Below are 26,979 nucleotides of genomic sequence, written 5' to 3'. Positions count from 1 at the left end.
CCATGTTTTCGAAAAACAAGATCAACATATACGACTATTCCGACTACCGCAAGTTTTTGCAGGAGTTCTACGAACTGGAAAAGTCGCTGGACCCGACGTTCAGCTACCGCGTGTTCGCCACTGCGGTCAACATGGATGCGAGCCTCCTGGTAAAGATTTTGCAGGGCAAGCGCCACGTTTCGCCCAAGTGCATCGAGACGTTCGTGCAGTTCTTCCGCTTCAAGGAAGCCAAGGCGGAGTATTTCCGCGAGATGGTCGCCTACGGGAAGGCGAAAACCGACGAGCAGGTGCGCAAGCATTTCGAGACGCTGCAGAAGATGCGCCCTGCCGCCTGCCGCGAGCTGGACGAGGCCCGCTACCGCTACTTTCAGCAGTGGTTCTACCCGATGATACGTTCGGCCCTCGACGTGTTCGACTACCGTGGCCCGCAGGATGCCGCAAAGCTTGGCGAGAGCAGCGTCCCGAAACTCACCGCCACGCAGGTACAGGCCGCAGTAGACGCGCTGTTGCAGCTCGGGCTCGCGCATACCCGCAAGGACGGCCGCGTGGTGCCTACCGAGGCCCACCTCAAGACGAAGGAACACTGGCTGAGCGCCTGCATCAGCGACTACCAGGCGAGCATTGCGGAACTTGCCCGCAAGTCCATCGCCGATACTCCCAAGGAAAAGCGCGATATCAGCACGCTCACGATGGCGCTCGACTCGAAACAGATTGAAAAAATCCGCGAAATCCTCGCCGAGACGCGAAAATCCATCGTAAATGTGGTCAATGCGATGCCTTCGCAAATTTGCGACAGCGTTTATCAGTTAAATTTCCAGTTGTTCCCGATGATGAAAAAGGAAGAACGATGAAAAGGGCTGTGGAGTGTTTAATATTGGGCGTGACCTTGCTTGCCGGTTGTTCCGACAGCGGCTCCGAGACTGCAGGCGCCACGAGCGAGACGACGAACGGGATTGCCGTCGCGGTGTATGATGTAAATCGCGATCCGATTCCTCAGGCGCGTGTTACCCTGTATTCGAAGGCAGATTTTGCAGTAGTCAATAGTGCCGTCGCCAACGATTCGGGACTAGCCCACTTCGATTCGCTCGCAGAAGAATGTTCCAGCGGGAACTGCTTTGTCGAAGGTATCGCCGGGGCAGATTCCGCACTCATGAACTGGAGCGAATTCAAGCCCGCCATTTCCGAGACCGAAATTGCAACGCAAATCGAGCTCGCCCCGTCGGCATCGCTCACACTGCGTACGGGAGCGACGACTGACGAAGAGGTCTTTGAATTCCTGCGCCTGGAATCTACCCCCTACATGGCCTCGCGCTCCGGAAGCGATTACGTATTCGCTCACGTCCCCGCAGGCATGTTCACCGTGGTCGCCGGAGATTCCGCTGTCGCCACGTTCTCTCTCGAAGCAGGAGCCGAAGCCGACACGCTCGTGAACGTTCCCGGAAAGACTCTCGAATTCGTCTTCGAGGATTTTGACGATGGCGACAGCCTGAACAACCTCGCGAAGACTTACAAGAACTACGGCTGGTACTATATCGCCTCGGGTACGGCAACCTGGATTAAGCCTGATTCTGTAGGCGGGTTCGGCGGTGCCATCGTGGACGGTGCCCGCGGGAAACATCTTTCCCTGCAGTTCGACCTGGGCGATTCCGGCTACGTGCTTCTCGGCACGCATCTCGGGCTCGACACGGGCTATTACGACCTGAGCGCGCTCACCGCCATCCGCATGAAGGTGCGCGGGGACTGCGATTTCAGTTTCGCGCTGGAACACTACAAGGATCTTGGCGACAATAACTTCCAGAAATCGCTCTGGCACGCGACTGCCGACACCGCCTGGAAGGAATTCGTGTTCAGGCCCGGCAGGGAAAAGCTAAATGCATCCGTGTACCAGGTGGAATGGAAAAATATCGCCCACGAAATCGGGTTCGTGAGCATCTTTGCCAGTAGCGGCAGTTTCCTCGAAATCGACGAGATCGTGTTCGAGGGAATAGATTCTGTAGAAGTGCCTGCTCCCTAGTCTTTGCCGCCGACAGGGAACAGCGCGAACTGCAGCTGGAAAACCTTGTCGCTGTTCTCGTCCTCTTCGGCAATAAGCGCAATCTCCTTGCGGAATGCATTGATGCGTTCCACGATGCGCTCGTAGCCTTCCTGGCTTATCCCGAGGGTGAGCCCTGAAATATGGCGTGTGCCCGGCGGGTCGCGGTCGATGGAATCGGCGGCGAGCTTCAGGCAATCCTGGTGGAACCCGCGGAGAGCGAGCTTTGACGTGCGGTCGCCCGTGGTAATCGCGTTCTCCGTCAGTACGTACTTGCCGTTCTTGCCCTTCTTGATGAGCATGCAGTCTTCGAGCAACTTGACGGAAGCCTTCGCCTCTTCGGCGGTGATGCGCGGGTGTACGCGCCTGGCGAGTGCCTCGTAATCTCCGTCAAAGCCGTACATGCCGATGAGGCTCCTTATGGTAAGGTGCCTCCAGTGGCTATAAACCATGTACTGCGCGTGCCCCAGCAGGTGCTGCTTTTCGGCGAATCGCACCACCTTGAGTACGGCCTGCATTTCTTCGAATGCGCCGTTGCGTTCTTCGGTAGTTTCTGCCTGGTTGAACTTGACGAGCGCTATGAAGAATTCCGTCTCGTGCTTGCCGAGCCTGAGCCCGCTTGCGACCTTGGGGATGCTCTGGCTCGAAAGGTTCTTGTCGCCGTTCATCACGCGGCTTATAAAGTCCTTGGCCTTGAAACCGATCTTGTCAGAAAACACGCGGAGCGAGAAGGCGGGGTTCGCCTCCTTCTTGGCATTGTAGTAATCTTTCAGAAATTCCCGGTAGTCCAGGTATTCGAAGATTTTCTTTGACGGTTTCTTTTCGCCCATGCCCTAAATGTAAGAAAAATGCGTGGAAGGGGGTGCTCCGGGGCAGTTTTCCCGTTGTCCGGGAACAACGCTAAATTGGGGGAGTAAAAGAAAACTGTGGGCAAAATCACTTTTTCAAGGTAGATTTTACCTAGTTCCCGCGAAAGTTGTGCAGATGTCTGCGTTGTCCGGGAAAGGGTGTATTATGATGAAAAGGATGTTTGGTACCGTGGCGTGCGGAGTGTGGGTTGCCGCCGCGGCAATAAGCCCCTCCGAGGTGGTGTCGCTTCCGGGCGACGCCGCCTACGGTGGTGGTGACAAGGTGGGTTCGCAGCTGGTGGCCGCGACCTACAATGCGGGCGAGGGTCCGGGTATCTGGATTGTGGCCGATGGCGGCTACAGGCTCTACCATAACGGTGCGCTCCTTGCCGAAGACAACCAGGCGGGCCGCGTGCGCTTTGTGCCGATGACCTTCCTTCCCGGCGAGAACGCGATTTCGGTCGTGGGCGTGAACGGTCAGGGTGCCCCCGGCGTAATGGTGCAGATTGATGACCTCGACAAGTCCTACTATTCCGGCAGCGGCTGGAAGGCAAAGCCGACTGTCGGCAACAACTCCTGGAAAAACAAGGGCCGCGACCTTAGCCAGTGGGGTGGTGCGACAACCCTGAACTATGCGAGCAACAAGCTCCCGAGCGGGGCTGCCCTTACGGGATTTGCCGCGAACACGCAGGCCAAGTGGATTTGGAGCGGCGCGGAAACCGACCCGACGGCCGTCCTGCTTTTCACATTCAACGTGAAGGCCGAAGGCTTCGGCGCCAATACCACCGGCGGCGATGCGGGTAACATCGTCATCGCGAGCGATACCGCCACTATTCGTAAGCATATGCAGAGTAACGATGCGGTGACAATCCTTGTGCCCGAAGGTACTTACGACTTCAGAAAGTTCGTAGATGCGGCCACATCTGCCGCCAATTCGGGATGGACTTGGTGCAAGTCTTCCTGTGGCAACACTGTCAATTCCAACAACACCTTTTACCGTATCAGCTTTACGCAGAACAGCTGTTCCGGCCTTAGCGAACAGACCACGATGGTGTCTGCGGGTGAAATCAAGAGTTGGAGCAACTGGATTACGACCAAGGGCAACAAAAGCCTCGTGGGTATGGGCCGTGGCGCAAATATGCGCGGTGTTTCGTGGTCAAACCGTTCTTACGAAGGTGCCAAGAACAACATTTATCGCAACTTGGCCCTTTACGATGTGAACCCGCACCTTATCGAGGGGGGCGATGGTCTCGAAGTGAGCGGCAGCGGCGGCAAGGAAGTTGAAAATATGTGGTTCGACCACATCAGCTACAAGTGGATTAGCGACGGCATGGACTTGGAATATGTCAAGGGCATCACCGTTTCGTATCTAGACTATGATGGCAGCAACGAGTACAACTGCTACTATTACGATCCGTATATGCACCTGGTCGAAACGGCGCAGCTGACTTTTGCAAATGTCTATTGGCACAATTCTTTCGGACGCGTTCCCAAGGTGACGAGCGAGGCGGATGGTTCCTACGCCTCGATGGTCCACATCTACAATTCCTATGTGGATTACAACCACTGGCATGTGATTGATGCCTCCGGGAAAAGCGACAAGAAGACGCAAGTCCTTTACGAAAACAACTATGTGAAAAATCCGCAAATTCAGGTGGCCGGAAAGGATGCCTATTCCTTGATCAAGTTCAAGAATACGACGGTCACCGGAGCAAAGAGCTCCACCCCCTATAACAACAATGGAACATCTCAGGCGTCGGCGTTCAACGACAATGTCTTTACTCCTTCTTATTCTTACGAACTACGCAGCAATTCAAGCCTTCCTACCGACCTCCCGAAACTTGTGGGCGTGGGTGGCCGCTACGGCAAGATGCCCGAATACAACCAGGCTTTCGGACTGAGCAACAAGGCGGCGACGGTCTCGATGACCGCCCCTGCGTCGGGTGCGAAGTTCGAAGTGGGTGCGACGGTGACCTTGAAGGCCGATGCAAAGGACAACGACGGTTCCGTAAAGAGCGTCGCCTTCTATGTGGGCAATACTTTGGTCGGCTCTGCAACTGCCGCACCCTACCAGGTGAATGCAAGCGGGCTTGAACCGGGAGTGTATTCCGCAGTTGCAGTCGTGACGGACAATTCTGGCCTTTCGCAGATGTCCGCGTTCGTGACCTTCTCTGTCGAAGGGACTGCCTACCCTGAGGTTGTAAAGTGCGGTGGGGGTTCCAGCAGCCAGAGCATCAATCTGGGCGAACCGATTGTAGATTTCTGCTACACCTGGAGCGGAGCCGAGACGGTCGTGCCCGAGGGCTTCCCGACGGGCGTTACGACCAGCATCGATAAAATAAACCGCAAGATATCCATCAGCGGGACACCTGCAGAAGCGGGTGAGTTCGCCTTCACCGTCACGGCCACCAACAACGATTCGACCTTTGTCAAGAGCGGCCGCATCGTGGTGACCGACCCGAACGCTCCCGCGTCGTCTTCGAGTGCCGAACCGGAATCATCTTCGGGCGAAATCGTGGAATCGAGCAGTGGAACGACCCTGATTGCGCAACGTATGAACTGGGCGACCGAGGCCGAGACCGCCTTCTACCGCATCTTCGACATGCAGGGGCGCCCGCTGTTTGCTGGCGACAGGATGCCGGCGCACATGCCCGCCACCCGCGCCATCGTCGTGGAATACACCCGTGCGGGCCGTCTAATTCGTCGCTATTCCGCTGCGTCTCAAACCCTGCAATAAACGTTTGATGCCAGATTTGCCAATGACCAATGATTAACGACCATTGACTAATAAGTTCTCCTCCTAACACCAGGGAACCGCCTTTCGGGGCGGTTCTTTTTGCTTATTTTGTCCCCAAAAAGCTTTTTTTGCCCTCAATAAGCATTTTATACCCTCAAAAAACATTTTATACCCGAATAAACCAATAACCAATAACTAATGACCAATGGCCGCTTTGTAAACGTTTGGTTGTGGACTTATTGTCCACGGAATCTGAATTTCCATGTGAGCGATGTCACTTGGAATAGGGTAGTTTTGGTACCAGGTGTTACTCTAAAGGAGTGTTTGGTATGAAACATACTCTATGGACAGGTGTGTCCTTCGGCGTCGCCATGGCTATTTCTGCCGTTGCGGCAAATGCATTTACCCTTACAGGCAAGGTGAAAGACGAAAGCGGGGCGGCTGTCCAGGACGCTGACGTTACCCTTGTCCAGAAGAAACTCAGTACAAAGACGGATGCCGATGGCGTGTTCTCCTTCCACAAGGAAGATCCGCAGGCGCTGACAATGGCGAACTCCGGCATGGTTGGCTCCCTGTCCGTGAATAACGGCGTGCTTTCGTACTCGCAGAGTTCAAGCGCTCCGGTGCAGGTGCAGATTTTCGACATGGTGGGCAACCGCCTGCTCAACGAAACCCTGTACGGTACGGGTTCTGTCGACATGAAGGCTTCCGTGAAGGCTCACGGCACGTATTTCGCCCGCGTCCGCGTGGGTTCCGCCCAGCAGAATTTCAAGTTCACCGCCGATGGAAGTTTTAATGCCTCCTTTGGTGACAAGACTTCCGCAAAGGCTCTCCTCAAGATTGACAACTCCGATATCTTGCGCATCGTCAAGGATGGTTTCGACACGCTCAGCGTGAAACTCTACAACCTTGATACCAACCTCACGCTCACGCTCAAGAAGAAGGCCGCTCAGTCGCAGTATGCCTACGGTTGGGGCCTCAAGAACGATCCGGTGCCCACGCGTGGTTGCGGCAAGACCTGGAACCGCGTGAAGAACGGCAGTTACGAATTCCAGTGGAGCAAGGGCAAGCGTACCATCCGTATCGACATCCCCGACAATTACGACAACAAGAAGCCGTACAAGCTCATTTTCGGCATGCACTGCATGGGCGGCTGGGCCGGTGGTGTGCAGCAGGAAGGCTACTATGGCCTCAAGCCGCTTGATACCCAGAAGACTGCCATCTATGTCGCTCCCGAAGGCAACGGAAACCAGGCCCCGTGGGGTCAGGATGACTACCTCCTGTTCGATGAACTTTTGGCCGATTTGCAGAGCAATCTTTGCATTGACTCTAGCCGCGTGTTCTCTACGGGCTTCAGCTACGGTTCCATGTTCAGTAACGGCCTTTCCTGGAACCACCAGGATGTGCTCCGTGCAGTTGCCGTGTACGAGACTGCAGAACGCAACATCTGGCTCCCGCAGCGCAAGAAGATGGGCATCGGCTGGATGGGCGTGCTCGGCCTGCAAGATGACCTTTGCCGCCCTGAAATGGGTCGCGCCGCTCGTGACATCATCCTGGAACTCAACTCCGAAAACGGCAAGGCCAAGAATGAAAAGGCCCAGGAATACGGCGGCAGTGGTCCGCACGTCTGCTACGATTACACGACAGTTGAAGAACGCTTCCCGGTCCGCTGGTGCACGCAGAACGGCGGCCACATCTGGGACCACAAGGATCCTGGCCAGAACAAGTCCTGGGTTCCGCAGGCCACATGGGAATTCTTCAGCAAGTTCTAGAAAGTTCACACATCCACACTCCAATAACCTTCCTGGCTTTACGGCCGGGGAGGTTTTTTGATTAACCCTCTCTTGTCTCATTTTCTATCTTTATATACATGGAATTCAAACGTTTTGAGGCCCTTATCGAGATGTTCCCGCAGGTGCAGATTTTCAGCACCGAAGGCGAGGACTTGGATAGGGTCATTACTCACTTTTTGAACCAGCGGAAGAATGTTTCCACGATGTCGGAAGCGATGCAGCGGAAAATCCAGCATGCGCTCGCTCCGTTTTTCCAGCAGCGATTCATCAGCCTGCACGACGATGAAGCCCCGCTGGTGCGTCACCTGCTGTTGAAGAAAAAGTTTTTCTTGCAGACGGACCGCTACATTGATGACATGGCATGGCCGGAGACGGACCCGGACAAGCTGGAAGAAGCCTTGAAGATTGCTGACCTTTCCGAGGAATTTCTCAACCGCAAACTGCTTAGCCTCTCGAACGGGGAACTGCGCCGTGTGTTGCTTGCCCGCATGTGGATGGAGAAGCCCGAGTGGGTTTACTTCAATGATTTGTTCGGAGGGCTAGATCCGGAGTACCGCAGGCACCTTGCCGCAAGCGTGGTGGAACTCTGCAGGCGCCCGGGCCTGAAAGTCGCCGTGCGCCTTGCCCGCGAAGATGAACTGCTCCCGGAAATCCCTGCGTTCGTTTACGCCAACAAGACGTTCACGCAGTATGAAGGCGAGTTGCCTTCCGAAGTCGCGAAGCCGAAATTTACGAAGGCGGAACTGAAGGATTACGAAATCGTCATCTTGAACGGGGTGAAGGGAGATCCCCGCCTCCGCGGGGATGACAATAATGGAATCCGCGGGGATGACAATAATGGAAAAATCCTCTTTGACCTGAAGAATGTCAACGTGCAGTTCGGTGACACGACTGTGCTCAAGAACCTCAACTGGACGGTGCGCAAGGGTGAACATTGGGCGGTGATGGGCGAGAACGGTGCCGGCAAGAGCACGCTCCTCGGGATGCTCACCGCAGATCACCCGCAAATCTACAAGAACGATATTACTTTGTTAGGAATGCGCCCGGGGCACGGATTGAACATTTGGGACCACAAGGCGAAACTCGGGTTTTTCTCGCCGGAGCTCGCGCTCCAGTACCGCGAGGATTTGAACCTGCAAGAGGTGCTGTGCACGGGCTTTACCGCGAATTTATGCAAGGCGGAAAACACCACCTGGGAAGAGCGTGCGAAGGCGAAGGAGTGGCTTACTTACCTGGGCTTTGACGATGTGGAGGCGCGCTACCGCAATCTCTCTCCCATCGACAAACGCGTAATCCTCATGGCGCGTGCCGCAATCCGCCCGCCCGAGGTATTGCTGCTCGACGAACCCACGCAGGGCCTCAAGGGCGAGTACCGCGAAAAGATTTTTAACTTGTTGCAGCTGCTTTCGAAGGAGACGACCATCATTCTGGTGAGCCACTACGAAGAGGAATGGCCCCCCTGCATGACGCACCTCCTCCGCATGCCCAAATTCTCGGGGTGATTATGCAATTGAACGAACAGAACATACTGAATGCCTTGCAGGCGGTCCAGGACCCTGACCTGCACAAGAATGTCGTGGAACTGAACTTTGTCCAGAACCTGAAGATAGAGGGCGACAGGGTGAGTTTCGACCTGCGGCTCACGACGCCCGCATGCCCCATCCGCGACAAGTTCAAGGACCAGTGCATCGCCATCGTGAAAAGCCTCGGTGCAAGCGAGGTGAATGTGACGTTTACCGCGCAGGGCCGCGTGGGCGAGGGCAATACCGCAGCGCAGGCACCGAAGGTGTCCTACATCAATGAGGTCGCACACGTAGTCGCGGTAGCGAGTGGAAAGGGCGGCGTCGGCAAGTCTACGGTAACGGCGAACCTCGCGATGGCCTTGAGCCTCTCGGGTGCCCGCGTGGGTATCCTCGACGCCGACATTTATGGCCCCTCCATGGGCCTCATGTTCGGCATCGACCGCGCTCCCGAGGTGTTCGACGACAACACGATTGCGCCGGTCGAGGCGAAGGGCGGAATCAGCATTGTAAGCATGTGCATGTTCGCGGACAGCGACAAGGCGACCATCTGGCGCGGCCCGATGGTCTCGCAGATGATCCAGCACTTTATCCACCACGTGCGGTGGGGCAAGCTCGATTACCTGCTGGTGGATTTCCCTCCCGGAACGGGCGACATACAGCTCACCCTCACGCAGAACTGCCCGATGGCGGGTGCCGTGGTGGTGACTACCCCGCAGGAGGTGGCGCTCGCCGACTGCCGCAAGGGGCTCGCGATGTTCGACAGCGTGGGCGTACCCGTGGTGGGCGTCGTCGAGAACATGAGCTATTTTATTTGCGACCAGTGCGGCAAGCACCACAACATATTCCGCCAGGGTGGCGGTGACCGCATTGCGAAAAGCTGGGGCGTACCGCTCATCGCGAAGGTGCCTCTTGAACCTGCGGTTGCCGATTGCGGCGACGAGGGAACTCCGGCCGTGCTCCGGTACCCGAACTCCGAATCGGCGAAGGCATTCTTGCAGGCGGCCGATGCGACGGTCCGGACTCTATCAATGTTTGCCGCCGAAGGTGACAAGGTGCTCAAGAATTTCAATTACGAGTTCGCGGAACTGCCGGAGGAAGAAGTATGATCCAGCCCAAGAAGATTTTCAGGACAAGGGACGGCAAGCTCGGGTTCGAGTGGAACGACGGTACGCGAGGTGCGTGCTCGGTACGTGAACTTCGCCTGGCTTGCCCGTGTGCCCTCTGTGTCGATGAACATACCGGCGAAAAACTGCTTGACGATTCCGCCGTTCCTGCCGATATAAAGTTAGAGAGGGTACAATCCATCGGTCGCTATGCTGCGGGGCTAACCTTCAGTGATGGTCACAACTCGGGAATTTACCCTTACGACAAGTTGAAAGAATTGACGAAAAAGGCGTAAAAAACCATATTTGTTTGACCGAAAGGTTATGGAAGATAGATAGGTGCAAAGTTTATGAGTGATTTTAACGAAGCGCTTTATTTTCGCGACTTGAATCGCTACCCGACCCTCTCCCCGCAGGAGGAGATGGCCTTGTTGACGATTATCCGGTCGGACGAGAGTGAAGAAATCCGCAAGTCGGCCCTCCAGCGGCTCATTCGCGGCAATCTCCGCTTCGTGGTCAGCGTCGCCCGCAAGTACCAGGGCCGCGGCCTCGCCCTTCTCGATCTCATCAACGAAGGCAACCTCGGTCTTTTCAAGGCGGCCAAGCGTTTCGACATGGAAAAGGACGTGAAGTTCATTTCCTATGCCGTGTGGTGGATCCGTCAGTCTATCCAGAAGGCCCTGTTTGAACAGGTGGGCTCGGTCCGCATCCCGCCCAACAAGCTTGCCCTGGTCAACCGCTTCAAGCGAGCGCTCATGCTCAACGGCGGCGACTACGACAAGACTATCTCCATGGAAGAATTTGCCCCGTTCGAAAAGGACATCGTCGAGGTCATGGAAAAGATCGTCGATATCTCGCTCGACGCCCCGATCGGTGACGATGTCGGTGGCGGCAGCGCTGACTCGGTGAGCACGCTTATGGACGTGCTCGGTACCGACGGCAACCAGGACGACGACATGGAGAAGGAAGAGCGCAAGAAGCTCATCCAGGAAACGCTCGCCTCGCTCCCGCGTCGCGAAGAAGAAATTTTGCGCATGTTCTACGGTCTCGACACCGTGGAAGATACGACCCTCAAGGATATTGGCGAAGACCTGCGCCTAAGCCGCGAACGCGTCCGCCAGATCAAGAACAAGACCTTGCGTCGCTTGCAGAAGAGCAAGGAACACAAAGAAAAACTCGCTGACTTCCTGGAGCTTTAATGTCTCGATCATCGGCATCGGCCCGTAAGGCCGCGTACTGGTTCCTGGCAGTTTGCTGCGGAGCCCTCCTTGCACTTGGCGGCTTTAGACTGTACGATGAATTCGGCCCGACGAGGGTTTCTGTCGAGGCGGTGCCGTTCGGGCTCCCGGCCGGCACGTCGGTCGTGCGTGGCGATACCCCCGATTTCGATGCGGGACTGTCTGCGCTCCCGGTGCAGACCCAGGCCGAACTGCGCCGTGCGGTGGAACTTTCCCGCAGCGGCAACTACCAGGCGGCTGTCGAAATTTTCGAAGCGATTGTCATGATCTACCCGGACGTCCTGAAAGTCCAGTGGGAGGAACTTAATACTTTGTTCGAAATGGATTCGCTGTCTGACCGCGACGAGTTCCGCATGAAGCAGTTTGCCGACATGCTCCAGAACAGGTTCTTGAATACGGGCGTGGCGAGGTATATCGAGAGTAGGCTCGCCTACCGCATGTCGAACCCGACACTTGCGCAACAGCTCGCGCAGGTCGCGGTCGAGAAGGCCCCTGCACTTTACGATGCGCGTCTGTGGCTGGCCCGCCTCCTCCTTCAGGAAGGCAGGCTCGCGCAGGCTTCCGTGGAGGGCCGCACGGCGATAAGCCTCTCTGTGGGTGCGGACCCGCGAGCCTACGAGATTATGGCGAAACTCTATCACGACCAGGGCCTGCTGGACAGTTGCTCCGCCCTCGTGGAATATGCGCTCGCGCAGTTCCCGGTCGATATGGAACTACACCTGCTGCAGGGCTACCTCGCCGAATACCGCGGGCATTTCGATGCCGCCGACAAGATATACCAGCGCATGCTCGCGTTCAATCCGGATTTCCGCAAGGCTTCCGAGGCGCAGGCGACCCTCGGTGAAAAGTCCCCGCCGGGTGCAGGCGCTTCCGTGAACCTCACTCCGCGCGACCGCGCCCAGATGGCGGTAGATATCCTGATGCCGCTCGTGGATCGCTACCCCGAGAATCTCCCGCTGCGCGAGGCGCTCGGGCTTGCCTACCTGAAGGGGCGCGAGTTCGACCGTGCCCGCATCCAGTTTCAGGAAATCCTCAAGGCAGATCCCGAATATCCGGATATTCGCCTGCGCATCCAGGAAGCGAACGTCACGAAACCCGCCCCTGTTTCTGCGGCAGACGGGCTTGCCGCAAACCTGAACCGCGCCCTCGACAGCATCAAGGGTGCAAACCTCCCCACGAAGGAGCACGACTTCACGACGATGCTCGGGCATTACCTTGTCCGCTATGGCGCTACCCCGGGCGAATTCTTCAAGAAATATGCCATCGGGAATTTCAGACCCATCCGTACCAACGTGTGGCAGGAATCGTTCTACGAGGCGCCCTACAAGCATACGTACACCATCGTGTTCGACTCGCTGAATCATTTCCGCGAGGTGCACGTGGTGGTGTTTGATTCTTCTGCAAAGTCGAACCACATGGGAATGGCGCCCGAAGTCTTTACGCGCCTCCTGAAGCAGAACTCGCGTATTTCCGGCATCGGGAGCAGCACCGGCGAAACTGATTGCGGCGATAGCACCGTCCTGGATGCCGCCGTGTGGGAAACGCAGGACAACTTCGAGATTCTCGCCCGCGTGGTGGGCAAGCCCGCCGAAGTCCGCATGGTCCGTTTCGACAAGACGGCGCTCCCGCCCGGCCTCAAGCTTTGCGACTACATCCCGTACCTTAAGGAATTCTAGAATGTGTAATGTGGAATGTGTGATGTGTGATGGTTAATTACACATCCCACATCTTACATCCCACATTTCTTAATTAGGGTCTGTTTCCCGCTCCCTACTTTTTGTATCTTTATTCCCATGTTCCGCACCCGCTACATGGCGTATGCCCTGCTTGCTTTAGCAGCCTTCCTGTTCGAGGGCTGCACCTGCTGTGCGTACCTGAACCATATGTTCAATGCGGAACGCCTGTACGACGAGGCGGGCAAGATGCGCACAGCGCGTCTCGACAGCGTGCCCGATGCGGAGGCTTCGTCGCCTTCCAGCGAGGAACGCCAGAAGTACGACAAGGTTATCGAGAAGGGCTCACGCGTGCTCGAACGCTTCCCCAAGAACAAGAAGCGTACCGCCGAGGCAGTGTTCCTTATCGGCGAATCCTTCCGGCACAAGGGCGAATGGGGCAAGGCGATTATCAAGTACGATGAGTTCGAACGCTATTTTGCCGACCACGACTCCATGCGTACCGTGGAATACCAGCGCGCCTACTGCCTTTACAGGAATCTTGAATACAACATCAGCCGCTTTGCGCTCGAGCCCGTAATTTCGGACAAGAACCACCCGTACTATTTTCAGGGCCTGAACCTGCTTTCCCTGCTGGACGAGCAGTCCGAACACCCGGACCAGGCCATCGAGGCTCTCGAGGCCGTGCTTGCCGATACTGCGGGAACGCCCTTCATGAAGGGCAAGGCGCATTTCCGGCTGGCGGGGCTCTACTACAAGAAAGAAAACTGGGACAAGGCCCGCGAGCATTACAAGGCAAAGGAAATCGAGCTCCTGAACGTGCGCGAACGCCAGACCGCGGGCGAGCAGGCGGCGGAATGCCTCATCAACAAGCAGGAGTTTTTGAAGGGCGCCGACGAGTACAAGGAACTCTACAAGAATCCCGAGTACGAATCCAAGAAGGCGGAATACCTGGTGCGCATAGGCGAGGCTACCTTGATGGGAGGGCGTTACCCGGATGCGTTCGTGATTTTCCAGAAGGTGAACACGGAATACCCGCGTTCTACATTTGCTTCGCGCAGTTACTACAACCTGGGCGACTACGAGCAGAACAAGACTCTCGACTACGAGAAGGCGATTGTCTACTACGACTCGAGCTTTGTTTCCAGGAGCATCTCGGAATGGGCGAAGAAAAGCCGTGAACGCAGGGATGCCTTGCGGAGGCTTATTGCCCTGCGCGGGCAGAGCGACGATATGAAGAAGGATTCCATTCCGAACATGGACCGCTTCTTCGGTACGGAATTCCAGATTGCGGAACTGTTCCTTTTCAAGCTTTCGGAAGTGGACAGCGCGATTGCGCGCCTCACGAACATTATTGAGAGCACGGACGATTCCGCGAAGGTGTTGCGAGCATCGTATGCGAGGGCGTTTATCTACGACGAGTTCAAGGGCGACGCCGATACGGCCGAGGAACTCTACAAGGAAGTTATCGAGAAGTTCCCGAACACCGAGTACGCGAAGCAGGCGCAGGTGAACCTAGGTATGAAGGTGACGGTGAAGACTCCCGACGACGAGGCGCGCGAGATGTACATGCGTGCGGAAAGCCTGTGGACGATTGCCTCGGAAATGCCACTTGACCAGATGGAACTTGTGGATACCGCGTATGCGACTGCTTTCTATGTGTTCGATAGCCTGTACCAGCAGTATCCCGAGACGGAGGCCGGCATACAGGCGCTCTACATGAAGGCAATCTATTTCCAGATGAACCCTGAACGCCTGGACAGTGCTGCGGCGGTTTACAGGGTACTGCGCGACAAGCATGGCCGTACCCGCTGGGGCCAGCAGGCGGCGAGCGTGCTGAATACGCGGCTCAAGCTTTCCGAGATGGACTTGGAACGCCTGCGCAAGCGCGTCGCCCAGAGCCTTGAGCATATTGACCAGCTTTCGGCGCAGTATTACGAGTCACTTGCGAAGAAGCCCGAAGAGAAGAAGGCCGAAGTCAAGAGCAAGGAAGACGAGGTTCTTGAGAATACGTACAACAGCATGTACGATTTCGAGTAGGGGCTTACGTGCGTTTTTTTAGCCTGTTGGTTTGCCTTGCGGTTTTGCTTTCGGGTTGTGCTGCCGGTAACGCGAAGATTGCTTCGCGCAAGGGCTACGTGCGGTTCCCGGAAAAACAGTATGCCTCGGGCGAGAAGGCTGAAATTGGCCTCAAGATTAAGGGCGAGGCAAGTTACTACGGACCCGGATTCCATGGCAAGCAGACTGCGAGTGGCGAGATTTTTGACCAGGATGACTATACGTGTGCGCACAAGAGCCTGCCTTTCGGCACGAAGCTCAAGGTGGTGCGTGTCGATAACGGCAGTAGCGTCGTGGTGCGCGTGAACGACCGCGGGCCATACGTGGACGGGCGTATTCTTGATCTGAGTGTCGCCGCCGGCAAGAAAATCGGGCTCGACAAGGTCGGGCATGCCGAGGTTGTCGCGACCGTCATTGAATAATTTTTTTGAAAAAATTTAGTGAAATGCCGAAAATGTCATATTATGACATTCTATGATTCTATATTTTACTGCACAGAGAAGCACTTGAACGTTTGTGTGCTTCTCTTTGAGAAAAAGAGGTAAAATATGGATAGAAAGTACAGGTTTAACAACATGGCGCGTGCTTACAGGCTTCCCGAGAAGAACCTGTGGGATTCCGGCTTTTCCGTGTTCAAGCGCCGTATCGGCGAGCAGTTGCAGATGAACGGCATCGACGGTTCCCTCGCTGACGACGAGACCCTGCTCCCGTTCTACCGTATGGGAGAGAGCGAAACCTACGTGCTTTCTGCCTTCGGTTGCCCTGTTGGGGTGTAACCGCCGTCATCCTCGCCGCGCAGCGGTGGGGATCCATGCGGTTTATACCTGTGCTTATTTAGCCTTGTAGCTGACGAAACGGACGTTCCCGCAGAAGTCCTTGTGGCTTCCGGTAAATTCAAGCCAGGGGTAGTTGTCGGCTTCCGCCTCGAGCATGGGGGCCTGTTCCGAACCGATTTCCAGGAAAATCGGGGCGCCCGCGCTCATTCTGCCTTCGGTCTGCTGGAGCATCTTGCGCACGAGCGTGAGTCCGTCGGGTCCACCGTATAGGGCGAGTTCCGGGTCGAACTTGTCTACCTCGGGCTGGAGTTTTCCCTTTTCGCCATCGGGTATGTAGGGAAGGTTCGCGATAAGGCAGTCAATTTTAGGCGAGGTCGCTGATAAGGTTGGTGAGCCTGCCGAACCAGCCGAAGCGCCGACAACCTTCGCCACGATGTCGCCCGTTACGGCGTCCAGCAGGTCGCCCTGCGCGAATTGCAGGGAGCCCGCAGTTTTTTCGCCCGGAGCGTTGCTATCGCCGGCGGCTGCGGAACTTGTCGTGGCGGCGTTGGTATCGAGCCCGTTTGCAGCAGCATTCTCGCGGGCAAGCGCGAGCGCGTCGTTAGAAATATCTGTCGCGAGGACCTTCGCGCCCTCGATCTCCTTCGCGCAGGCAATCGCGATTGCTCCCGTGCCCGTACCCACTTCGACGATGAACGGGGCCGTAACGCCTTCCAGCGATTTCTTCGCCATGTCGACGAGTTCCTCGGTTTCCGGGCGCGGGACCAGCGCACGCGTGTCGCACTTGATGATGTGCCCGCGGAAGCTCGTGTCGCCTATGATGTGCTGCAGCGGTTCGCGGTTCGCGCGGCGCGCTACCAGCGGGCGGAGCGTGTCGAGTTCGGCTGCGGTCAGGGGCTTCTCGAAGTTCAGGTACAGGTCCATGCGGTTTTTCATGCCGAGGCCGTAGCTGATGATGTATTCCGCATCGAGGCGCGCGTCGGGCACGCCCTTCTTCTCGAAGAAAACTTTGGTGCGGTTCAGAATTTCTAGTACGGTCATCTGCGGCATTTTCTTGTCATGCCCGCGAAGGCGGGCATCTCCTTTAAGCGTTGAACTTCCCGAGTTTCTCCTGCGCGTTTGCCATCTGGAGCCCGTTGATGATTTCATCCAGGTCGCCGGTGATGACCTTGTCCAGGTTGTACAGGGTAAGGCCGATGCGGTGGTCGGTCACGCGGTTCTGCGGGAAGTTGTAGGTGCGGATTTTCGCGCTGCGGTCGCCCGTACCCACGAGGGCCTTGCGGCTTGCCGCCTCTTCCTGTTCCTTCTTCGCGATGACCGCGTCAAGAATCTTGGAACGCAGCATTTCCATGGCATGCAAGCGGTTCTGCAGCTGGCTACGTTCGGTCTGGCAGCTCACCACCACGCCCGTCGGGATGTGGGTGAGTCGCACGGCGGAGTCCGTCTTGTTAATGTACTGGCCGCCCGCACCCGAAGAACGGTAGGTGTCCATGTGGATGTCGGCTTCGCGGATTTCCACGTCGACTTCCTCGGCTTCCGGGAGGATGGCGACGGTCGCGGCGGAGGTATGCACGCGGCCCTGCGTCTCGGTTTCGGGCACGCGCTGCACGCGGTGCACGCCGCTCTCGAACTTGAGCGTTCCGTACACGCTGTCGCCCTCGATAAACACGCGGATTTCCTTGTAGCCGCCCACGGTGCCTTCGCTCGCATCCTGGATGGTCATCTTCCAGCCCATGCGGCTGCAGTAGCCCTGGTACATGCGGAACAGGTCGCCCGCGAAGAGCGCCGATTCGTCGCCACCGGTACCGCCGCGGATTTCAAGCGTCGCGTTGCGGTAGTCCCACGGGTCCTTCGGCACCATCAGTATCTGCAGTTCGTCGGTCACGCCCGGCAACTTCTTCTCGATTTCCGAAATCTCGGCCTTGGCCATCGCGACCATCTCGGGATCCGGGTCTCCGAGTGCCGCCTTGTATTCGGCGAGGTCGTTTACCAGTTGCAGGTATTCCTTCGCCTTCTGTACGGCCTTCTCGATACCCTTGTACTGCTTGTGAATCTTGTTGTAACGGGCCTGGTCGGCGAGAACGTCCGGGTTCCCGAGTTCCGATTCCAGTTCCTCGTACTTTTCAATAAGTTTTTGAGCCTTGTCTTTCATCGGATGCAAATTTAGATATTTTACTAGATTTATCGTAGCGTATATAAGCAAAAGGAGACGCTATGAAATATGGAAAGATGATGTCGGGGGTGTTGCTGCTGTGGTCGCTTGCGATGATGGCCTGTTCGGACGATTCTTCTACGGGGCCGTCTCTGGAAGAAATCCTGGCCGAATATTCCGTCGCCTATGAATTTGACGATCCGGCGAATGTGGGCAAGGACTTCTTCGGGAAGAACAATGCTGTCTTGGATGAAGACATGCCTGCCGTAAAGGTGGAGGACGAATGCCTTGTGCTCGACGGAAAATCGGGCCTGCGTGTCCCCCTGAGCGACAGCTTCAAGAGTCCCTACTTTGTTGTTGAAGTCCGCTTTATGGCGACCGACACCTTGCCGCTTTCCAATATCTTTTCTGCCGACCCTCCCGGTGCTGGAGTAGCTGGCTGGATGATTCGTCTGGACGGCTCGGAACTGAGGTTCCATATCCGTGGCGCAGGTGACTGGGAAATCTTCTCCGCGGGGAAAATTTCCCTGAACGAATGGCATACGGTACGTGTGGAATTTACCAAGGCGGATATGGGCGAATCGACTGTTATGGGATATGACTTGAAAGTAACCCTGGACGGGGAGGAACGCGTTTCGAAGGTTCTCAATTCGGATGCCTCCAACTTGAAGTTCGATTTGGGAATCGGTTATGACCCGCATCATCAGTCGAGGTACGACGACCGCTTCTTTATCGGTAAAATCGACTACATCCGCTACGGGAATAGGTAATAGTTCTCCTGCATGCAAGTCAGCCCGATAGGCACATTCTACGGCGATGCCGTGTACAAGTACGACGCTCCTCGGCAGGGGCGTCTGTTTGCAGGGCATCCGGGCCGCATTGAACTGAATGCGGGGCAGAATTTCGAGATGGCGCTCCGCGACCTGGAAGGGTTCGAACGCATCTGGGTCATATTCCAGTTCCACGAGAACGAGGGATGGCGACCGACGACGCGCCCGCCGGTGCCGCCCAAGGGAAAGGACCGCGTAGGCACCTTTGCGAGCCGTAGCCCTTACCGTCCGAACCCTATCGGGCTCAGTTGCGTACGCCTTTTGAAAATTGATGACCTTACTTTGTATGTAGACGAAGCGGATTTGCTGAACGGCACTCCGGTGCTCGACATCAAGCCGTATATCCCGATGGCGGATGCCTTCCCGGATGCGAAGGCTGGCTGGGTCGAGGAACAGGAAGGCGACCTGTGGACGGTACTTGCCGACGCCCCCTTCGATGCACAGAAGCGCTGGATTGCGGAACGCAGCGATTTTGATCTGGAAAGTTTTGCACGGGTGCAACTTTCCCGCGGGAATTTTTCGAAGGGTGTTTTCGACAGCACTCGCCGGCGCTTGACCGTTGACGAATCCGCACATACGGGAGTGCTGGCCTACCGCACTTTCCGCATCCACTTTACCTACGACGATACGGCGCGCGTTGTTTGCCTGCAACGCGTGTCAAGCGGCTATACTGCCGAAGAGTTGCAAGAAGGCTCCGAAGACAAGTACGGCGACAAGCTACTTCACCGCGAATTCATTAAACTTCCCGACTTCCGTCGATAATCCACTGGCAGAGCGCCTCAATGCCCTCGTAGTCGGGGAGGTTCTTGACGAAGTTCTGCCCCTTGCAGCGCTCGATGAAGTTGCTCCATGCGGTCTCGTTCTTGGCCTCGAGCCCGAGATGTTCTTCGATGGCGCCCTTCGTCCATACCCATATTCCCTGCTGGCGCAGCTTCATGTGGATGCTCTTGATGGGCGTTTCCGCCTCGGGCATGGCGGCCATCATGGCGTATGCCTTCGATGCGGAGATATTGCTGTGCTTGTTCACGGGGCGCCCGTTCACGAGCCGCAGGTGGTTGTGGAACGCGAGTTCGCGGAACAGGTTCGTGCAGAACCTTATGTCGGGGTCGTTCGGCTCCAGGAATCCGTCGCGGGTGGCCGTAGTGAAGGCGTAGTCCAGGTCCACGATGGCGCGCACGGGCATGTCCATCGCCGAAAGCACCTGCATGCTCTTGCGGGTATTGCTCACGCCTCCCTGGCGCACGAGTGCACACTTGATGAGGGCGAAACTTTGCCCCGTCAGGCGTTCGAAGAGTGCGGGCAGCACGCGCCATTCCGTCTTGCCTTCGGTCAAAAGCACGTAGTCGGCGAAAAGCAGTTCGTTGCTGTTGCTGAGGCTGAACAGCATCTGCAGCTGGCTCGGCGCATCCTGGATAACCTGGTGCACGGCATCTTCCATTCGCTTGCGCATGTAGGTGCCGCGTTCCTTGTTCTTGCGGATGAGTAGCGAGGTGCTCACGTCTTCGCTCGTGACCATCTGCGCGGAATGTGTCGCGTATATCACCTGGTAGCCCTCGTTCGAGAGGTTCTTGAGGGCGACGCGTATGAGTTCTACCGCCTGCGGGTGCAGATACAGCTCCGGCGAGTCGATGAGCAGCATGGTACGGCTCAGGTAATGGTTGTTGTGGTGCTTCTTGATTTCGGCGAGGTAGCGCACGAGAGCCATCTGTATGGCGCGTTGGCTCCCCGCTCCCATGCGGTTTATATCGCGCTCGAAACCGTCGTCCTCGTCGATCACCTTGAGGGTCGCGTTCTTGAGGAAGGTTTCCAGCGTGGGTATGGGAATGTCGAGTTCCACGCGCACGCTCGGGAACAGCGGCTTCAGCTTCTCGTTCACGTCGCGGTCGAAGCTCTGGATTTCGGCGGCCTGGTTTTCGCCGCCCGGGCTCAGCATGTCGCTGAACTTGCTCAGGATGTCGTTGAATTCCCCGCCGAAGCGCCTTTCGAGCGGCTTGAATATTTCGTGCAAAAGCTTGGTGAACGCCTGGTTGCCCTCGAAATCCCAGATGGCGATGGGCTCGGGGAAAAGCCTGCGGAATGCGTGCCGGAAGGCGTCGGAACAGCGGACCCAGTCCTTGCGGCGTTCCGTCTTGCGGTTCGTGGGCACAAATGCCCACAGTTCCACGTTCTCGGGAACTTCGCCGGGAACGCGTTGCACCTTCTTTACGCGCATGGAGCCGTTGTTCAGGAACGGGGTAATTTCGGCGGCCTTCTCTTCGCCGAGGCGGTTGAGCACCGTTTCGGAAATTCCCTCGAAGAGGCCTTCCACTTCTACGGGCTGGTTCGGGTCGTCGAAGAACGAGATGTCGAGCGAAAACTTTGACAGGAGCCAGCGGATGCCCATCAATATATTCGTCTTGCCCGCGTTGTTGTAGCCGATAAGCGCGGTAATCCCGCTGAGCGGGAACGTCTGCCGCTGGATGGAACGCAGGTTCGAAATAGTAATCTCTGAAAGTCTGAGGGGCTGTGGCTGGGCTTGCATACCCTCAATATATATCAAGAATCGGCGAAAAGTTGCGTTTTTAACAAAAAAACACGTTTTTTTCACAAAAAAGCCGTTGTCTGCGGGCAACGGCAAGTTTTGGGGAATCGTGCGCAGGAGCCAAATTGGAATTATATTTATATTGGTGAAGATGAGAAACGGACAATGGATTGCGCACTGTCGTCTTTGGTGTGCCCTCGCGTGTGCGGCGGCGCTCCTTTCGGCGTGTTCGAACGACGATGTTGCGGGCAACAGCGCCGAGACGGGTTCCCCGGAACTCGCGGGTATCTTGATGTTGGACGACGGCAAGCCGGCCGCATATGCGCGTGTACAGTGCGTGCCGGGCAACTACAACATCATTGCCGCAAGCGAGGCTGAACAGGTCCTGCCTTCCGCGTTCGAAACCGAAACGGATGAAAACGGAAACTATGAATTTGACTCCATCCCGTCGGGTAATTTTTCTCTCGAGGCTTTCCACCAGGAATCGGGCCAGATGCTCCTGTTGCAGAACTTGAGCGCCGAAGAGGATGAGCCCCTTGCTGTAAATGACACTTTGCAAGGTCCGGGTACGGTCAAGCTTCTCGTATCGGACGAGTTCCGCGAAAACCAGGGTGGCGAGGCCATCGTCATCGGGACGACAATTCGCAGAAGGGTTTCTGTGCAGAACGGGAAAATCGTGGTCGATAGCCTCCCGGCAGATACGTTCGATCTTCTCATTTACATGGACAATTTGTTCCCGGTAGGTTTTGAAGATATTGCGGTACAACCAAACAAAACGACAGTTTGGGGCGATTCGGTGACGTACACATTGAAAGCTCCGCTCGCACTCCCCGAAGGAATCGATTCGCTCGGCACCGTCGTGAGCGATTTCCCGTTGGCTATCCGCTTGACAGAAAATGAAATTGTTTTCGATTCCGCGGAGGTGGTGAACGGCCGCTGGGAAGCCGTGCGCGTTTCGCAGGACGGGAACCGCAGCAAGAAACTCCCCATTACGCAGACTTACTTTGACGCTTCTGCCAAGGAGGCCGTGTTCTGGGTGAGTGTCGATTCGCTGAATGTCTCAGATTCCCTGGAACTCCATTTTGACAACACGATGGACCCCGCTTACGCGAAGGATGTGTTCCCCACGAACCGCAGCTATTCTTTGGTGTGGCATTTCGATAGCGGCCTTGCACCTGTGGACGATGGAGCGGAAAAGGGCTACTTCGAAGGTCTGCCGACAGGGGCCGTGGCTGCCGACGGTGTTGTGGGCAGGGGAGTGGAACTTGATGAAGGCGATGTTATTGTCGCCGAGAATTCTGCTATCGCAGATACTTCGCACAAGGTAAACCTCGTTTTTGACGTGAAAGGTTATTTCTGCTTCTCGACATGGGTAGAACTTGATGCGCTCGACAAGGAACAGACCATCTTCGAGAAGCCAAAGGAATATGCGCTGCTCTATGTTCCCGAAAAGGGTTTTGTTGTGGAAATATATCATGTGACGGATCCTGCGGATAGCGCCGATACCGCAAGCTACAAGGTTTCCTGGACTTCGGGTGCGGACGGAATCAAGGCGGGCGAGTGGACTTATGTGGCGTTCAGCAGTCGCGCGCAGGAACAGATTGTGTTCTACGTGAACGACGCAAAGGTTTCTGGTTCACCGGAAAAAACGGACTGGGACGGTTCTCGCGATTCCCTGACCGATTTCCAGGTGGGCGGTTTTACGGGCAAACTCGACGAACTCATGGTGGGCGGCTGCTTCCGCGACGATACCTGGACGCGCCTCACCTACTTGAACCAGTCAATGAACTGGCCTGCTTTGCAACCGCGCTGATTTGGCTGCGGAACGCATGGGGCATTGCAAACTCCGCTCCATAAATTGCTATTTTTTGACACGGAAAACTCCTGCGCGGTGTTGCGCAGGGTATTTGAATTTTTTAAGAGGAAAATATGAGCGAAAATTCTGCTACCCGTCCTGTCCGCGTGCGTTTTGCCCCGAGCCCCACGGGCTACCTGCATGTGGGCGGCGCCCGCACCGCTATTTACAACTACTTCTTTGCAAAGCATATGGGTGGCACGTTCTACCTGCGTATCGAGGATACCGACCGCAAGCGCTATAACGAGACTGCGCTGCACGACCTGATGCGCGACCTCAAGTGGTTGGGCCTGCAGTGGGATGAGGGCCCGGGTTGCGAAGGTGACTGCGGTCCGTACTTCCAGAGCGAACGCCTGGACATTTACCACCGCGAAATCAAGAAACTTTTGGATGCGGGTTGCGCCTACTATTGCTTCTGCACCGAGGAACGCCTGCAGGAAGTCCGCGCCGAACAGGAAAAATCTCATGTGCCGGTTACGGGTTACGACCGCCACTGCCGTAACATTACCCGCGAAGAGGCCGAGGCCCGCATTGCCGCTGGCGAAAAGGCTGTCATTCGCTTCAAGGTGCCGGAAACTGGCGTCACCGAGTTCGACGACATGATTCGCGGCCACATCAGCTACCAGAACGAACTTCTGGACGACCTCGTGCTCATCAAGCGCGACGGTTACCCGACGTACCACTTTGCAAGCGTGGTGGACGACCACCTGATGGGTACGACCCATGTGCTCCGCGGCGATGAATGGATCAGTTCCACGCCGAAGCACGAACTCTTGTATAAGGCATTCGGCTGGCAGCCGCCCGTATGGTGCCACCTGCCGGTGATTCTCGACAAGAACGGCGGTAAGCTTTCTAAGCGCAAGGGTGCCGCTTCCGTGGGTGATTTCCGCGACCTCGGTTACCTGCCGGAAACTCTCGTGAACTATCTCGCGCTCCTCGGCTGGAACCCGGGCGATGACCGCGAAGTCATGACCATCAAGGAAATGGTGGAAAGCTTCACGCTGGAACGCATCAACCCGAAGTCCGCAAGCTTCGACGAAAAGAAGTTGCAGTGGATGAACGGCCAGCACATCCACCTGTGCGACGACGCATTCCTCAAGGGAATCATGAAGGAAGGCCTTGCCGCCAAGGGTATTGACCTTTCCAACGAACCCGAAACTCGTCTCGACGAAATTGTGAAGCAGCTGAAGCCGCGTGCCCACTTTGTGCAGGATTTGGCCGACATGGCCGTGTACTTCTTTGTTGCTCCGACCACCTACGACGAAAAGGGGGCGAAGAAGCACTTTGGCGAAGGCTCCAAGGAAGTGGCGACGCTTGTGCGCGACATGCTTGCCTCCATCGAAGATTTCAAGACTCCGGTAATCGAGAAGGGTTTCTACGACCTCGCCGAACGTTGCGGCCACAAGGTAGGTGAACTCGTCGGTGCACCGCGCCTTGCTGTTTCTGGCGTTACTGCTGGCCCTGGCCTCTGGGAAATGTTCGAAATCATCGGCAAGGAAGAAGTGCTCCGCCGCATTGACGTCGCCCTCCCGCTCATGAAGTAGAGTCCTCTTTCGTCTTTCCTCTTTCGTCTTTCGTCTAAACAATGCGCAATCTCTTTCCCCATAGGATTATATCCCAGCAGTTGTTCTGCTGCCGTTGCCGCAAGGTAATGGAGCATGGGGTATTTGCGCGCGAGCCGTATTCTACCTACGGGGGCATGAAACCCCGCATCCCGTTGCTTTGTGTGTGCGGACAGTGCCAGTCGGCGTTTGTCGCCTTCTCGAACGAGTTCGCTTTTTCGCACCCCGCCGATGCGGGCGACTACACGAAGGTCTATGGGAATAGCCGCATTGCGGCGGGTAACTGGCTGTACTTCAGGGGCGCACCCAAGCCGGGCATTGTCAAGAGCATTTTCCAGACAGCCGACAAGGAGGTCGTCGTCATGAATTACGATGGCGGCCCCGACAAGAAGATAGAACTCGAACGTGTCCACGAGATAGATGAAAAGTCGCCGGAAGGTTACCGCCTGTTGCCGGCCCAGAGTGCGCAGACGCTTTTGGGCGATCACGTTTTCCACGCCATACGCAACCAGTTCGGTGTCGCTGTGGGGCTCGTGACGGACGGTAGCAAGGACAAACTCGCTGTGCTGCTCGAGGATGCCTCGGTGCTGTTCATTACGCTGCCCGAAAATGCACAGAATATTCCGAACGACAGGTTGTCCGAAATTGTGCAGAACAGGTTGCGCCAGCTTTTCCCGGACGACATGCGCCGCGTGTCGGTAACGGTGGGGCAGGGAATCGTCTATCTGGATGGCCTCGTACGCAGTTTCCAGGTAAAGCGTACGTTGCAGGCCTGCATCAACAGCATGCCGCGCATACGCGGGTGTGTCGACTTTACGAAAATCATTCCGGAACCGGGCATTACGGATGCTCACATCGAAAACAGGGTGTACACGCTCCTGGAATCGTTCGGGCGCAACGTGTTTAACTACAGCGTGGATGTGTCGCAGGGCAAGGTGCGTGTTTCGCTGTTCTGTTTTGAAAGTACGCGCCCGAAGGATTTGGAAAACCGCATTGCCGAAATTCCAGGCGTTCAGGACCTCGCTTTTTCCATGGTCGCTGTACCGGAGTCGAATTTGCAAAATAGCGATATCTGCGAAGACATGGAAAGGGCTTATTCCCTGAATCCGCGATTCCAGGGCGCGAAAATCAAGGTCTCGTACGTAGATGACCACTACCTGCTCGAGGGGCGCGTGCACTCGTCGATACAGAAACAGTTTGCGTTTGTCAATGCGATGAAGAAGGCTTTTTCGACATCTGTCGAGAATAGGCTTAGGGTTGTAGAATAATTAGAAAGGAGTACTCATGACATCAGGATCAGGATACGAAAAAATTAACCGGGTGAAAGCCAAGCTGAGAAACCCGATGTCGATTAAGCAACTGGCAGAAGCGCTTAATTGCAGCGAGCGTACCATGTTCCGCCACATCGAGATTATCATGGCGGAAAACTGTGGCCTGCACAAGATAAAGGCGGAAGGCGAAACCCGCTATGTGATCCAGACCGAAGAGGCTGCGAATTTCAACCAGGACATTGTCAAGAAACTTGAAAAACTCAAGAAGACTTTCTCGGAATCTAATCCGGCCGATGTCAAGAACCGCAAGGTAGTCGACAAGATTATCGATATGCTCTCGACGACCGACCCGGATGAATTCAAGGCCGAGGCGGTTACGCTTGACCCGAACTACATTCTCGATTACGGCCCGTTCTGCGACAACCATATCGTGGATAGCATGGTGAACAAGGTGCTGAAGGCCATTCGCGATGGGTTCAAGATCCGCATCAACTACAAGTATTCTGCACGTGCGGAGGAATCTGACGAAATCGTGGTGAGCCCGGTGAAGGTCATTATGCGCATGGACACGCTGTACCTGATTGCAGCCGACGATACGTATGAGGAAACGCAGGTTTTCAAGAACTACATGTTCGAAAACATCGTGAGCCTGAATGTTACGAACGAGAGCGTGCGGCCGATGCATTTTGACCCGGCCATTCATTACCAGTATGCGTTCGGCAAGTACACCGATACGAGCAAGCCGCAGGATGTCTCGCTCCTGATTGGCCCGGAATCCAAGTGGCTCCAGACGCAGTTCGCGAAGTCGAGTTTCCATCCGCAGGCAAGCCTCCGCATGGACAAGAACAAGAACATGATTGTGGACCTGAAAATCCGCATTACGCCGGATTTCAAGACGTGGCTCCTGGGCGTTTCCCCGAACGTGAAAATCCTTAAGCCGGAATCGCTCAAGGCTGATGTTGTCAAGATGCTCAAGGATGCGCTGGCATCCATGCAGGCAAAGTAAA

General features: G+C 56.1%; 22 protein-coding genes. 18 read left to right on the top strand and 4 right to left on the bottom strand.

Annotation, left to right across the window (positions count from 1 at the left end):
* Positions 1 to 2: 2 nt before the first annotated feature.
* Both BUB22_RS01020 and BUB22_RS01015 read left to right on the top strand, forming a co-directional pair.
* The gene (locus tag BUB22_RS01020; protein WP_072809215.1) at positions 3 to 851 is read left to right on the top strand and encodes a TIGR02147 family protein; all 849 of its coding nucleotides are present in this window, start codon (positions 3 to 5) and stop codon (positions 849 to 851) included.
* Positions 848 to 2,014, top strand: coding sequence for a hypothetical protein (locus tag BUB22_RS01015; protein WP_073113531.1), 1,167 nt, complete (start codon positions 848 to 850; stop codon positions 2,012 to 2,014). The genes BUB22_RS01020 and BUB22_RS01015 overlap by 4 nt, the downstream gene beginning before the upstream one ends.
* Here the strand turns inward: BUB22_RS01015 and BUB22_RS01010 are convergent.
* Positions 2,011 to 2,862, bottom strand: a complete 852-nt coding sequence (locus BUB22_RS01010) for a TIGR02147 family protein (protein ID WP_073113530.1) — start codon at positions 2,860 to 2,862, stop codon at positions 2,011 to 2,013. The genes BUB22_RS01015 and BUB22_RS01010 overlap by 4 nt on opposite strands.
* Positions 2,863 to 3,046: 184 nt before the next feature.
* Here BUB22_RS01010 and BUB22_RS01005 point away from each other — a divergent pair, with 184 nt between their 5' ends.
* The 10 genes from BUB22_RS01005 (at position 3,047) to BUB22_RS00960 (ending at position 15,781) form a co-directional block, all read left to right on the top strand.
* Positions 3,047 to 5,617 carry an Ig-like domain-containing protein gene (locus BUB22_RS01005; protein WP_139258646.1) on the top strand — a complete coding sequence of 857 codons (2,571 nt, stop codon included), beginning with the start codon at positions 3,047 to 3,049 and terminating at the stop codon, positions 5,615 to 5,617.
* Positions 5,618 to 5,946: 329 nt separating this feature from the next.
* Complete coding sequence (locus tag BUB22_RS01000; RefSeq protein WP_073113528.1) at positions 5,947 to 7,389, top strand: esterase; 1,443 nt, start codon at positions 5,947 to 5,949, stop codon at positions 7,387 to 7,389.
* A gap of 98 nt (positions 7,390 to 7,487) precedes the next feature.
* On the top strand, positions 7,488 to 8,912 hold the full coding sequence (locus BUB22_RS00995; RefSeq protein WP_073113527.1) for an ATP-binding cassette domain-containing protein: 1,425 nt from the start codon (positions 7,488 to 7,490) through the stop codon (positions 8,910 to 8,912).
* Positions 8,913 to 8,914: 2 nt separating this feature from the next.
* The gene (locus BUB22_RS00990; RefSeq protein WP_073113526.1) at positions 8,915 to 10,039 is read left to right on the top strand and encodes an Mrp/NBP35 family ATP-binding protein; all 1,125 of its coding nucleotides are present in this window, start codon (positions 8,915 to 8,917) and stop codon (positions 10,037 to 10,039) included.
* The gene (locus BUB22_RS00985; protein ID WP_073113525.1) at positions 10,036 to 10,332 is read left to right on the top strand and encodes a DUF971 domain-containing protein; all 297 of its coding nucleotides are present in this window, start codon (positions 10,036 to 10,038) and stop codon (positions 10,330 to 10,332) included. Before BUB22_RS00990 ends, BUB22_RS00985 begins: the two co-directional genes overlap by 4 nt.
* Before the next feature lie 54 nt (positions 10,333 to 10,386).
* Positions 10,387 to 11,235, top strand: coding sequence for a sigma-70 family RNA polymerase sigma factor (locus tag BUB22_RS00980; RefSeq protein WP_072809196.1), 849 nt, complete (start codon positions 10,387 to 10,389; stop codon positions 11,233 to 11,235).
* Entirely contained in the window at positions 11,235 to 12,950 is a 1,716-nt protein-coding gene (locus BUB22_RS00975; protein ID WP_073113524.1) for a tetratricopeptide repeat protein, read from the top strand. Before BUB22_RS00980 ends, BUB22_RS00975 begins: the two co-directional genes overlap by 1 nt.
* Before the next feature lie 117 nt (positions 12,951 to 13,067).
* Positions 13,068 to 14,987, top strand: coding sequence for a tetratricopeptide repeat protein (locus tag BUB22_RS00970; protein ID WP_073113523.1), 1,920 nt, complete (start codon positions 13,068 to 13,070; stop codon positions 14,985 to 14,987).
* 8 nt (positions 14,988 to 14,995) lie between these two features.
* Positions 14,996 to 15,427: a septal ring lytic transglycosylase RlpA family protein gene (locus BUB22_RS00965; protein ID WP_072809189.1), complete on the top strand. Its 432-nt coding sequence runs from the start codon at positions 14,996 to 14,998 to the stop codon at positions 15,425 to 15,427.
* Positions 15,428 to 15,553: 126 nt separating this feature from the next.
* Positions 15,554 to 15,781: a hypothetical protein gene (locus tag BUB22_RS00960; RefSeq protein ID WP_072809186.1), complete on the top strand. Its 228-nt coding sequence runs from the start codon at positions 15,554 to 15,556 to the stop codon at positions 15,779 to 15,781.
* 54 nt (positions 15,782 to 15,835) lie between these two features.
* Here BUB22_RS00960 and BUB22_RS00955 read toward each other — a convergent pair whose 3' ends face one another.
* Together BUB22_RS00955 and prfA are read right to left on the bottom strand one after the other, a co-directional pair.
* On the bottom strand, positions 15,836 to 16,822 hold the full coding sequence (locus tag BUB22_RS00955; protein ID WP_175547201.1) for a N5-glutamine methyltransferase family protein: 987 nt from the start codon (positions 16,820 to 16,822) through the stop codon (positions 15,836 to 15,838).
* A gap of 43 nt (positions 16,823 to 16,865) precedes the next feature.
* Positions 16,866 to 17,933, bottom strand: coding sequence for a peptide chain release factor 1 (prfA, locus tag BUB22_RS00950; protein WP_073113521.1), 1,068 nt, complete (start codon positions 17,931 to 17,933; stop codon positions 16,866 to 16,868).
* Between the two features lie 62 nt (positions 17,934 to 17,995).
* On the opposite strand from prfA, the gene BUB22_RS00945 reads away from it, so the two are divergent.
* Together BUB22_RS00945 and tsaA are read left to right on the top strand one after the other, a co-directional pair.
* Complete coding sequence (locus BUB22_RS00945) at positions 17,996 to 18,703, top strand: LamG domain-containing protein (RefSeq protein ID WP_073113520.1); 708 nt, start codon at positions 17,996 to 17,998, stop codon at positions 18,701 to 18,703.
* A gap of 12 nt (positions 18,704 to 18,715) precedes the next feature.
* Positions 18,716 to 19,525 (top strand): tRNA (N6-threonylcarbamoyladenosine(37)-N6)-methyltransferase TrmO, encoded by an 810-nt coding sequence (tsaA, locus tag BUB22_RS00940; protein WP_073113519.1) that lies wholly within the window; start codon positions 18,716 to 18,718, stop codon positions 19,523 to 19,525.
* On the opposite strand, the gene BUB22_RS00935 is transcribed toward tsaA, so the two are convergent.
* Positions 19,500 to 21,284, bottom strand: coding sequence for an ATP-dependent nuclease (locus BUB22_RS00935; RefSeq protein WP_073113518.1), 1,785 nt, complete (start codon positions 21,282 to 21,284; stop codon positions 19,500 to 19,502). The two genes, tsaA and BUB22_RS00935, sit on opposite strands and share 26 nt — an antisense overlap.
* Before the next feature lie 151 nt (positions 21,285 to 21,435).
* Here BUB22_RS00935 and BUB22_RS00930 point away from each other — a divergent pair, with 151 nt between their 5' ends.
* The 4 genes from BUB22_RS00930 (at position 21,436) to BUB22_RS00915 (ending at position 26,978) form a co-directional block, all read left to right on the top strand.
* Positions 21,436 to 23,097, top strand: a complete 1,662-nt coding sequence (locus BUB22_RS00930) for a LamG-like jellyroll fold domain-containing protein (protein WP_073113615.1) — start codon at positions 21,436 to 21,438, stop codon at positions 23,095 to 23,097.
* Positions 23,098 to 23,213: 116 nt separating this feature from the next.
* On the top strand, positions 23,214 to 24,683 hold the full coding sequence (gene gltX / locus BUB22_RS00925) for a glutamate--tRNA ligase (protein WP_073113517.1): 1,470 nt from the start codon (positions 23,214 to 23,216) through the stop codon (positions 24,681 to 24,683).
* 155 nt (positions 24,684 to 24,838) lie between these two features.
* Positions 24,839 to 25,969, top strand: coding sequence for a BON domain-containing protein (locus tag BUB22_RS00920; RefSeq protein WP_139258645.1), 1,131 nt, complete (start codon positions 24,839 to 24,841; stop codon positions 25,967 to 25,969).
* A gap of 52 nt (positions 25,970 to 26,021) precedes the next feature.
* Complete coding sequence (locus BUB22_RS00915) at positions 26,022 to 26,978, top strand: helix-turn-helix transcriptional regulator (RefSeq protein WP_254794580.1); 957 nt, start codon at positions 26,022 to 26,024, stop codon at positions 26,976 to 26,978.
* Position 26,979: the final 1 nt, after the last annotated feature.

This window comes from Fibrobacter sp. UWCM, assembly GCF_900129735.1.
Classification (GTDB): domain Bacteria; phylum Fibrobacterota; class Fibrobacteria; order Fibrobacterales; family Fibrobacteraceae; genus Fibrobacter.
Note: the sequence above shows the minus strand (reverse complement) of the source record. Positions and strands in the feature narration are given on the sequence as shown.

Coding starts and splice junctions, on each gene's coding strand:
- BUB22_RS01020 (WP_072809215.1), top strand. CDS start 3: ATGTTTTCGAAAAACAAGATCAACATATACGACTATTCCGACTACCGC.
- BUB22_RS01015 (WP_073113531.1), top strand. CDS start 848: ATGAAAAGGGCTGTGGAGTGTTTAATATTGGGCGTGACCTTGCTTGCC.
- BUB22_RS01010 (WP_073113530.1), bottom strand. CDS start 2,862: ATGGGCGAAAAGAAACCGTCAAAGAAAATCTTCGAATACCTGGACTAC.
- BUB22_RS01005 (WP_139258646.1), top strand. CDS start 3,047: ATGATGAAAAGGATGTTTGGTACCGTGGCGTGCGGAGTGTGGGTTGCC.
- BUB22_RS01000 (WP_073113528.1), top strand. CDS start 5,947: ATGAAACATACTCTATGGACAGGTGTGTCCTTCGGCGTCGCCATGGCT.
- BUB22_RS00995 (WP_073113527.1), top strand. CDS start 7,488: ATGGAATTCAAACGTTTTGAGGCCCTTATCGAGATGTTCCCGCAGGTG.
- BUB22_RS00990 (WP_073113526.1), top strand. CDS start 8,915: ATGCAATTGAACGAACAGAACATACTGAATGCCTTGCAGGCGGTCCAG.
- BUB22_RS00985 (WP_073113525.1), top strand. CDS start 10,036: ATGATCCAGCCCAAGAAGATTTTCAGGACAAGGGACGGCAAGCTCGGG.
- BUB22_RS00980 (WP_072809196.1), top strand. CDS start 10,387: ATGAGTGATTTTAACGAAGCGCTTTATTTTCGCGACTTGAATCGCTAC.
- BUB22_RS00975 (WP_073113524.1), top strand. CDS start 11,235: ATGTCTCGATCATCGGCATCGGCCCGTAAGGCCGCGTACTGGTTCCTG.
- BUB22_RS00970 (WP_073113523.1), top strand. CDS start 13,068: ATGTTCCGCACCCGCTACATGGCGTATGCCCTGCTTGCTTTAGCAGCC.
- BUB22_RS00960 (WP_072809186.1), top strand. CDS start 15,554: ATGGATAGAAAGTACAGGTTTAACAACATGGCGCGTGCTTACAGGCTT.
- BUB22_RS00955 (WP_175547201.1), bottom strand. CDS start 16,822: ATGACCGTACTAGAAATTCTGAACCGCACCAAAGTTTTCTTCGAGAAG.
- prfA (WP_073113521.1), bottom strand. CDS start 17,933: ATGAAAGACAAGGCTCAAAAACTTATTGAAAAGTACGAGGAACTGGAA.
- BUB22_RS00945 (WP_073113520.1), top strand. CDS start 17,996: ATGAAATATGGAAAGATGATGTCGGGGGTGTTGCTGCTGTGGTCGCTT.
- tsaA (WP_073113519.1), top strand. CDS start 18,716: ATGCAAGTCAGCCCGATAGGCACATTCTACGGCGATGCCGTGTACAAG.
- BUB22_RS00935 (WP_073113518.1), bottom strand. CDS start 21,284: ATGCAAGCCCAGCCACAGCCCCTCAGACTTTCAGAGATTACTATTTCG.
- BUB22_RS00930 (WP_073113615.1), top strand. CDS start 21,436: ATGAGAAACGGACAATGGATTGCGCACTGTCGTCTTTGGTGTGCCCTC.
- gltX (WP_073113517.1), top strand. CDS start 23,214: ATGAGCGAAAATTCTGCTACCCGTCCTGTCCGCGTGCGTTTTGCCCCG.
- BUB22_RS00920 (WP_139258645.1), top strand. CDS start 24,839: ATGAAACCCCGCATCCCGTTGCTTTGTGTGTGCGGACAGTGCCAGTCG.